Genomic DNA, 6,794 nt, shown 5'->3' on the forward strand with positions numbered 1-6,794 from the left:
CCCACCTGGGTTCTTCGGTACCCACAGATTCAGCATCCACCCACATGGGGTCTTGGGGCCCCACAGATTCAGCATCTGCCCACAATCCATTGTGGGAGCTGAGCTTGCTCGCGATAGCAGTGGGTCAGCTTGCATCGGGATTGAATGTACCGCCCTCATCGCGAGCAAGCTCGGCTCCCACATGGGTTCTTCGGTACCCACAGATTCAGCATCCACCCACATGGGGTCTTGGGGACCCACAGATTCAGCGTCCACCCACATGGGGTCTTGGGGACCCACAGATTCAGCGTCCGTCCACAATCTTTCCGGTGACAGGGTTCCACATCAAGCCACCATGTGCTTCTCACGATGAAACTCAAGGTACAGCACAGTACGGTGAGCCCTGGACGCATTGACTGCAAAGTGGTCCAGGGAGCCATCGAAAATCACCAGGTTACCGTTGGTGCTCTGGTTGAAGCTGCCGTTGACATTAAGGTAGGCATAGTTCTGTGTGGTAGGCGCGTCGATGGTCAATTGCATGTGCAGCAGACCTTCTTCCCAAGTGCCGGTATGAGAATGCGTACCAAGGAACACGTTGGGTTCCATGCGCAATAGGGCGCAAAGCTTGATGCCGGGAATCTTGCTCAGCAGCTCGATGGTCCCGGGCATGGCGTCGCGGGCGTAGGGGATCGGGGTGTCGTAGGCCACCAGGCCGTATTGGGTCCACTCCGGCATGATATCCATGTCGTCACCCCATCCCCAGAGCCAGCCATACTCTCCCCCAGCCGCCATGTGAGCGTCGATCTCCTCGACGATCTCGGCAATCTGCTTGCCCACGCGGTTGATCGTCAGGGTTGGCGCATCGAGGGCCAGAAACTCCTCGCGGATCACTTCCCAATTGTCGGCCAGGTTCTTCAGTTGCGGAAAACGGCTGGGATCATAAAACGACGGGCGCATAGGTACTCCTTTTATTGAGGTTGTCGATTCCGCTGGCGATGCCAGATAGTCCTGTCCGCCGGGTGAAAGGGGCGCGGCAGGAGAGCCTGCCAAGGTTGACCCACCGGGCTTGGCCTGTCTGTCACGGGAATCAGGTACACCGGGGCCGACCGGCATTACAGGGGCTCGACCTGGGGTGTTTCGATCATCCGCGCCCCCGCCACCGGCGCCGGGGTCTCGTCCAGTCGACGCATCGGTCCATACAGCAAGACGCTCAATGGCAGGAACGCGAACAACCCACCGGCCACCACGAACAACAACCCCACGCCACGCCCCGGCCCCACGCCCAGCCAGCGTCCGATCGAGTCGGCATAAAGACCGCCGGGTATCAGCGCTGGCTGGAACCAGTGGTCCACCAGGAAACCGCCGACGATCACCGCCAGGCTGGTGGTGGCGATGGTCAACATGCTGATCAACGCAAACACACTGGCACGGCTGCCGGCGGGGATCCTGCGCATCCACAGCGAGTTCACGCTGGCATCGGCGATGCTCGCCATGGTGATCGCGACAAAGGCCAGTGCGCAGTAGGCGAAGGTCTGCGAGACCAGCCCCAAGGCAACGACGCAGGCCGCCAACAACAGATCGGCCACCGCCACCAGCGCCATCAACCGGCGTGGATTGCCCATCGAGATCAGCAACCCCGCGCCCGCCAGCCCGCCCAGGGCCGCCCAGGTGTAGGCCATGCCCAAGGCCTGGCTGCCCAGGGTCGACAGCAGCAATGGCGTCATCATCAAGGTGGCCAGTGACAACAGCGCCGTGCGCATCATGGTGTAGACCAGCAACCCGGCCATCAGCCGCTCGGCGACAAAGAACTTCAGCGCCGCGGCGACATTCCCCAGCGCCCCGCCAAACACCGTGCCTTTGGGCCCGCCGTCCTGACGACCCGGCGCCCCTCGCACATGGGAGAACGCCTTGATCACCAGCAAGGTGCCGGAGCAGAAGGTCATCAGGTCCACCGCCAGGATCGTCACCAACCCGGCACTGGCCATGATCGCCCCTGCCAACAACGGTGCCACCAGGGCCGACGCGTTCTTGCTGATACTGATCAACCCCGAGGCCCGGGTGAACTTGTCAGGGGCGACAATCGTACTGACAGCAGCCTGATAGGCCGGTTTGCGAAAGGCACCGACAATCGACGCCAGGCAATTGAAAATGTACAGGTGCAACGGCTCCAGGCGTTCGAACCAGAGCAGCGCCATGACCCCAAGGAGCAGCACCGCCAGGGTCACATCGCAACAGACAATGATTACCCGGTGGCTGATCCGGTCGGCCAGCCCACCCGCCAAGGGCAAGAACAACACCGCCGGCAATGTCGCCGCCAGTACCACGTTGGCGAAGGCCACCGCCGAACCGGTATGGTTGTACACCCAGACCCCCAGGGCGAATTCCATCAGCGCCGTGCCCACCACCGCCAGCGACTCGCCGCACCAGAGGAAATAGAAACCGCGCCCCAGGTCAAAACCCCGGCGGCCGCTCCCCACGCTCATGGGCGCACATCGCGAGGCGTGACCACACCGATCAACTTGTCCAGCAGCCGATAGGCCAGGGAGTAAAGCACCGCGCCCAATATCAACGGCGCAAAACGGGAAAACAGATAGGTCCGCAACACCCGCCTGGCGATGGGCGAGCTGATGTTGCCGCTGACGTGCAAGGGCGTTGGGAATGTCGCCGCGACGGTCGCACCGAATTCATCGTCCATCGATTGCACGGCGTGCCACCAGTAGACCGGGATGTACAGCGCATCCCCCGGCTCCACCACCGTACGCAGCGCCCGCAACGCTCGAGTGCCAGGGAAACGCCCGGTGTCGATGTCGTACAGGTAGCCCGCCTCCTCGATCACCGGGCGCAAGGCCCGCCAACTGGCTTCGTCCGGCGGTAACAGCAACACTTCCTTGGCACCGACGACCTGGGCCATGAACGTTTCGTCGACGACATGGAAGTGCCAATCGGTATAGGAGTTGCGGTACAGGAAACTGCGATGGGGCGGGTAGTGCCGGGACTTGCCCAACTGCGGCATGAAAGGCAACCCACCGACATCCTCCTTCATCGGCTCGATGGCCGAGCCTTCGGAGAACCGGCAGCTGTCGGCCACCAACGGCGAATCACCCACGTTCAGGTCGTCGAGAAACTGGTGGAACGGCATTTCCCGATACACCGTGTTGGCATACTCGGTCAGCTCGGCCTTGACCTTCGGGTTGGACCAACCGATGACCTCGGAAACGATCTGCGAGCGCACCACCACCGCACTGTTGCGCGAGTGCGCCTTGAGGTAGTCCAGGCGTTGCCATTTCTGGAAAGCCGGCCAATGCCGTACTGCATTCTTGACCAGGCAGGGACGGTTGCGGTTGACGTAGCGGCGGGTGAATTCCTCTTTGGAAATCGCCAGCGCATCGATCACGTCGACCGCGCCTGCCTGTGGGTGATTGGGAAAGCGGGACAAGCTCCAGAACTTCGTCGCTGGGCGGTCCGATTCGGCGGTTAATGGCATGTTCGACCCTCGCAAGCACACTCAGGGCCGCTGGTATAACAGACTCGCGCGACCACGCCCAAGCGCCGCAAAGCCACGTTCCGCGCCGTTGTCCCTGCTTCCCATGACAGACATCCCAAGGCGGATGCTCTAATTTTTTCTCACTTTGTGAAGGGATATCAGGCGCAGCCGAACGGCAGGACGGGACCCTCGACGGCTCGCAACGCAGCCCTCGCCGCCCCGTCGCCCCCAGCGCCTTGCGCCGCCCCCGATGTCCTTCTCCACGGCTATTGATTCCGCCGACTGGCAGTCGTCCAGGCCTTCACCACTGCCATTCGAACGGAGAAAAACCTCAATCGATTCTGCAAGCAGGTGCTCCGAAATGGATTCGTCGACCGATATGTTGCCTACCCAAGACTCCGCGTCCCACGAGTTGGCGTCCGTCCAGCAGGGCATCTGGCTGGATCAGCTCGCACACCCGGACCTGCCCTACTACAACATCGGCATGTCCCTGGAGATCAAGGGCCAGATCGACATTGCATTGTTCGAGAAAGCCATCGAGCTGGTCGCCAACCGGCACGACACCCTGCGCCTGAGCTTCAGTCATGAAGGCGGCACCGGCCGCCAGCGCGTGCTGCCCGAGGTCAAGGTGAACATGGAGGTAGTGGAGTTCTCCGAGGCCGACGCCGAGGCCGGCCTGGCCATGGACTATCTGCGCAATGCCTTTCGCCAGCCCTTTGAATCATTGACGGGCCGGCTCTGGGAGGCACGCATGGTCCGCTGCGGCCCGAACCGCCATTACTGGCTCGCCCGCTACCACCACCTGGTCACCGACGGCATTGGCGTGGCCCTGATCGGCCATGCCGTGGGGACGGCCTACAATGCGCTGCTGGCCGGCAACGACGAAGTCGCCCAAGGGCATTCCTACCTGTCGTTCCTGGAAGATGACCGGGCTTACCTGGCCTCGTCCCGCTATGAGCGCGACCGCCAGTTCTGGCAGGAAACCTACGCACAGATGCCGCCGTCGCTGCTGCAGCGTCGGGCCGATTTCAAGACAGGCCAGGCCAATGAGCTGGCCCCCAGCGCCCAGGTCCAGGCGATGCTGCCCCGGGCGCTGTACAACGCGTTGACGCAATTTTCCAGCGAACGCAGCCTGTCGGTCGCCCATGTGCTGATCAGCGTGGTCGCCACCTATTTCTGCCGCACCGTGGGCGTCGATGAAATCGTCATCGGCATGCCGGTGCATAACCGCACCACTGCCCGGGCGAAAGAAACCGCAGGCATGTTTTCCTCGGTCAGTCCGATCCGCCTGCCCGTCGACTTCGACGCCTCGCTGCTGGACTTGATGCACACTGCCGGCGGGCAACTGCGCCGCTGCTACCGCCATCAGCGCTTCCCCATCGCCGAGCTCAACCGCACCCTGCGCCTGGCACAGACCGGGCGTCGCCAGCTGTTCGACGTGTCACTGTCGTTCGAAAGCCTGGACGGCGACGATCAGTTCGGCGGCACCTCGTCCACGGTCATCACCATGGACAACGGCTACGAGCAGACACCCATGGCGATTTTCGTGCGCGACTATCATCCGTTCGAAGACGTCCACCTGGATTTCAACTTCAACACCGCCTACTTCAGCCTGGAAGAGGCCCGGCACCTGCAACAACGCATCGTCTCGATGCTCGAGGCCGTGCTGGAGCAGCATGCAACGCCCGTGGGGCAGTACCCGCTCATGAGCCACGCCGAGCGGCAACGCGTGCAAGTCGAATTCAACGCCACGGCCCACGACTATCCGCAGGATGTGTTGGTCCACCAATTGTTCGAACAGCAAGCCCGGCAGCGTCCGCACGCCTGTGCCGTGCGCGGCGATACCGGGCCGTTGCTCAGTTATGAACAACTCAACCGCCAGGCCAATCGGTTGGCCCATCGCCTGATCGAGCTGGGTGTGAAACCCGATGACCGAGTGGCCGTGAGCCTGAGGCGGGGACCGGAAATGGTCGTCGCCCTGCTGGGGATTCTCAAGGCCGGGGCGGCCTACGTGCCCATCGACCCGGACCTACCGAATGCACGCCAGGCATTCATGCTCGACGACAGCAGCCCGCGGGCCGTACTGACCAGCCAGGCGTTGCAAGGCCTGCTACCAGCCTCGAGTGCGCCGCTGCTGGCCCTCGATGATCATGCACAACTGGCCGCTCAACCCGAACACAACCCGGACCCGCAAGTCCTTGGCCTGCGCCCCACTCACCTGGCCTATGTGCTCTACACCTCCGGCTCCACCGGCACCCCAAAAGGGGTGATGAATGAACACCTCGGCGTGGTCAACCGTCTGCTGTGGGCCAGGGATGAATACGGCGTCGATGCCACCGACCGCGTGCTGCAAAAGACCCCGTTCGGTTTCGACGTGTCGGTCTGGGAATTCTTCCTGCCACTGCTGGCCGGGGCCGAACTGGTCATGGCGCGCCCGGGCGGCCATCAGGAACCGGACTACCTGGCCCGGCTGATGCGCCAGGCCAGCGTCACGATGTTGCACTTCGTGCCGTCGATGCTCGACTTGTTCCTCGAACACCATGACAGGCAGGCCTTCCCTGACCTGCGACGCGTGTTGTGCAGCGGCGAAGCCCTGCCCCGCAGCCTGCAACGGCGTTTCGAACGGCAGTTGCCAGAGATCGAGCTGCATAACCTCTATGGCCCGACCGAAGCGGCCATCGACGTGACGGCCTGGCAGTGCCGCGCCAGTGATCCTGGCGAAAGCGTGCCCATCGGCCGGCCGATCGCCAATATCCAGATGTACGTGCTCGATGGCCGTGGCGCACCACAACCGTTGGGTGTCGCCGGGGAAATCCACATTGGTGGTATCGGCGTGGCCCGGGGTTACCTAAACCAACCGCAATTGAGCGCCGAGCGCTTTATCGCCGACCCGTTCAGCACCGAGCCGAACGCGCGCCTGTACAAGACCGGCGACCTCGGCCGCTGGCTCGCCAACGGCGCCCTGGAGTACTTGGGCCGCAACGACTTCCAAGTGAAGATCCGAGGTTTGCGCATCGAAATCGGTGAAGTCGAAGCGGCCCTGGCGTTGTGCCCGGGTGTTCGTGAAGTGGTGGTCATTGCCCGGGAAGACCACCCCGGGCAGTCGGAAAGCAAGCGCCTGGTCGCCTATGTCTGCGGCGAGCCGATCCCGGCCGAACAACTGCGCAGCACCCTGCTCAAGCACCTGCCCGAATACATGGTGCCCAGTGCCTTCGTGCACCTCGATGCCCTGCCCCTGACCGCCAACGGCAAGCTCGACCGCCGCGCCCTGCCGGCCCCCGGCCTGGAAGCCCTGGCCAGCAAAACCTACGAGGCGCCCCAGGGCACCACC

At 63.1% G+C, this 6,794-nt stretch carries 4 protein-coding genes; 1 reads left to right on the forward strand and 3 read right to left on the reverse strand.

Annotated features, from left to right (window positions below; all coding sequences use genetic code 11):
* Positions 1-324: 324 nt before the first annotated feature.
* From J4E53_RS29255 to J4E53_RS29265, 3 genes are all read right to left on the reverse strand, one after another.
* On the reverse strand, positions 325-936 hold the full coding sequence (locus J4E53_RS29255; RefSeq protein WP_060742635.1) for an aspartyl/asparaginyl beta-hydroxylase domain-containing protein: 612 nt from the start codon (positions 934-936) through the stop codon (positions 325-327).
* A gap of 155 nt (positions 937-1,091) precedes the next feature.
* Positions 1,092-2,462: an MFS transporter gene (locus J4E53_RS29260; protein WP_103309117.1), complete on the reverse strand. Its 1,371-nt coding sequence runs from the start codon at positions 2,460-2,462 to the stop codon at positions 1,092-1,094.
* Positions 2,459-3,463, reverse strand: coding sequence for a cupin-like domain-containing protein (locus tag J4E53_RS29265; RefSeq protein WP_072412266.1), 1,005 nt, complete (start codon positions 3,461-3,463; stop codon positions 2,459-2,461). Before J4E53_RS29265 ends, J4E53_RS29260 begins: the two co-directional genes overlap by 4 nt.
* A 361-nt stretch (positions 3,464-3,824) precedes the next feature.
* Between J4E53_RS29265 and J4E53_RS29270 the strand changes: the two genes are divergently transcribed.
* A partial coding sequence (locus J4E53_RS29270) for an amino acid adenylation domain-containing protein (RefSeq protein ID WP_259333258.1) occupies positions 3,825-6,794 on the forward strand: 2,970 nt, incomplete at its 3' end.

Source organism: Pseudomonas sp. FW305-28 (genome assembly GCF_017351395.1).
Taxonomy (GTDB): domain Bacteria; phylum Pseudomonadota; class Gammaproteobacteria; order Pseudomonadales; family Pseudomonadaceae; genus Aquipseudomonas; species Aquipseudomonas fluorescens_AA.